The sequence below is a fragment of the Mesobacillus sp. genome (assembly GCF_049588175.1).
Taxonomy (GTDB): domain Bacteria; phylum Bacillota; class Bacilli; order Bacillales; family Cytobacillaceae; genus Mesobacillus.
Map to the genome: position 1 here is coordinate 1 of NZ_JBAVFI010000280.1, position 2,360 is coordinate 2,360.

General features: G+C 41.5%; 3 protein-coding genes. 2 read left to right on the top strand and 1 reads right to left on the bottom strand.

Features of this window, described 5'->3' with window-relative positions:
* Positions 1-153: 153 nt before the first annotated feature.
* Positions 154-936 (top strand): arylamine N-acetyltransferase family protein, encoded by a 783-nt coding sequence (locus WB217_RS06835; RefSeq protein WP_423991879.1) that lies wholly within the window; start codon positions 154-156, stop codon positions 934-936.
* A gap of 146 nt (positions 937-1,082) precedes the next feature.
* On the opposite strand, the gene WB217_RS06840 is transcribed toward WB217_RS06835, so the two are convergent.
* A complete protein-coding gene (locus WB217_RS06840) occupies positions 1,083-1,832 on the bottom strand; it encodes a L,D-transpeptidase family protein (protein WP_423991881.1) in 750 nt (249 codons plus the stop codon).
* A 331-nt stretch (positions 1,833-2,163) separates the two neighbouring features.
* Here WB217_RS06840 and WB217_RS06845 point away from each other — a divergent pair.
* Positions 2,164-2,360, top strand: a 197-nt coding sequence (locus WB217_RS06845; protein ID WP_423991883.1) for an EcsC family protein, incomplete at its 3' end; no start/stop codon positions are given.

Below are 2,360 nucleotides of genomic sequence, written 5' to 3' on the forward strand. Positions count from 1 at the left end.
ATTAATCAAGTATACTTGTATACAAGTATATTAAATCCTATTCGATAAAATTGCAAGCGTTTTCTCGTAAACAAGAGAACCGTCCCCATGTACCTATTTTGTTCTAAGTGTGGGGATATTATTTTAAAATGGTAGTGGATAGGGGGCATAGTTATGAAGGATTTAAATTGTTTATTCCGAAAGCGGATTGGGTTTTCTGAGGATGTGCAAATCACTTTGGATAACCTGGATGGTGTTCTTGAGCGGACGGCGGCTGCGATTCCGTTTGAAAACCTTTGTGCGATTGCTGGGGATGACAGTGTGTTAAATGAAGATACTCTAATGGATAAAATTTTTATTCGAAATGAAGGCGGACTTTGCTATGAATTAAACGGTATTCTGTATCTCTTTTTAAAGGTAAACGGTCTCGATGTTCAACTGATTCGGGGGGCAGTGTACGTTGCGGAAAAAGCGGTTTTCAGTCCGACGGGCAGTACGCATGCGGCCATTTTGCTGTCTTATGATGGTGAGAGGTACATAGTGGATACCGGTTTCGGCGGGAATCTGCCTTTAAAACCAGTACCGATGGATGGAATGGAGGTCAGCACTCCAACCGGGGAGTTCCGTGTGGTAAAAGAGGATAGTCATTTTGGAGATTATTTTTTCGAAATGAAGTTAAAGAACAAGGACACGGAATGGAGAAAAGGGTATGCGTTTGATTCCTTGCATCCAGTCAAAGAGGTTGATGAATTAACAGGTGCAAAAAAGATCATCACCGAACACCCGCATTCGCCTTTTAACAAGAAGCCATTGCTCACAAGGGTGACTGCTGATGGAAGCATGATTCTGACGGAAACCAGTTTTACATGGTGGAAGGATGGGCAGATGGTGAAAGAAGAAATCGATCTTGAGAGATTCAAGGAGCTGGCTAGGGTGCATTTTAATATTGAGGTGTGATAAAGGTACATTATGATATTCAGGATCTGTTGAGATTGGAGTGAAGGGTACTCGCCTGTTGGAACAGTTTCCAGCCAAACCAAATAAATAATCCCGGTACAGAAAAGGCAGCCATCAATACAATGGTTGCCTTATTTTGAGCTATTTTATTTCATTCCTAATGCCTTTTGGGTGGCCGGTCCGGCGACTCCGTCGACCTTAAGTTTTTTGGCTTTTTGGAATTGCTTGACGGCTGCTTCTGTAGCCGATCCGAATATTCCGTCGACCCCCTTGGTGCTATAACCCTTGTTTGTAAGGGCCTGCTGCAATTTCCTTACTTCAGCACCCTTCATGCCTTTTTTCAGGACAGAGCTTGAAGGAACTGCTGACACTGGAATCGATGACTCGCCTGTAACCTTAAAGCCATTAGCGGCTGCAATGGAAGTAAACGACTTCTTAGAAGTAGTGATGATAACAGGAGTGTTTACCTTTACCTGCTTAAAAAGCCATTCCACTTCTTCATCGTACATTCTGATGCACCCGGCACTCACATAGCCGCCGATTGATTTGGGATTATTGTTGCCGTGAATGGCATAGGTGGTTCCCCAAGTCCCTTTCGCATTTAGACCAAGCCATCTGTTGCCAAGAGGATTCCTTGGGTCGCCACCGGGTATATTCCCGCTGTAATACGGGCGATTCACAATTTTGTTCACTATTTTGAACTTGCCCTCCGGCGTATAAGAAGGTTTCCGGCCAGTACCCACTTTAAACGTTTTGATCAGTTTATTGTTTTGATAATAAGCCAGTTGATTATTGGACTTATTGATAATAATAATCTCACTGCCAGCAGCCATTGCCGGTGCCTCAAAGAACACCATGGATACAAGAAGCATCATACTGATAATGATTTTTTTCATTTTCCATCCCCCTTGAACTCAAAAACTGTTTTAACTTTTACAGGCCAGCTGGCTTTTTGGCAAAAACATTTGCAGGCGTGCAGTATTAAAACATTTTTACACTTAAATAAACGTTGTTCATTCATAATAGTTACATAATTTACCCTTTTATGGTAAAAATTTATTTCTTGGTTTTATGACAAAAGAATCATATTTTTGTCGATATTTGGAAATGGTTATGGTGAAAAAGAATATCAAATAGGTGGTCAATGTTTTTCGAATATAAAAATGAAACCTTATCATAGTGTTAATCGTTAATATATGTATCAATTTTGACAGGTGGATGAAGTGCATGGAGACTAGAGAGCAGTTGTTAAGTGAGCTGAATGTGATTGAAAAATGGGAGAAGGACCAGAAGGGGCTATGGTTTTGGGAGAAGCTGACCCGCCTGCCTTTTAAAATGCTGGACCGGTTTACGCCAAAGTTCATTCAGGAGAAGGTAGGCAGTTTGCTTGATGAGCTTGGAAGCTTTATTCAGAATGGCGGACA

Bases quoted from the DNA above. Each gene is read 5' to 3' on its own strand.
- WB217_RS06835 (WP_423991879.1), top strand. From the start codon at position 154: ATGAAGGATTTAAATTGTTTATTCCGAAAGCGGATTGGGTTTTCTGAG.
- WB217_RS06840 (WP_423991881.1), bottom strand. From the start codon at position 1,832: ATGAAAAAAATCATTATCAGTATGATGCTTCTTGTATCCATGGTGTTC.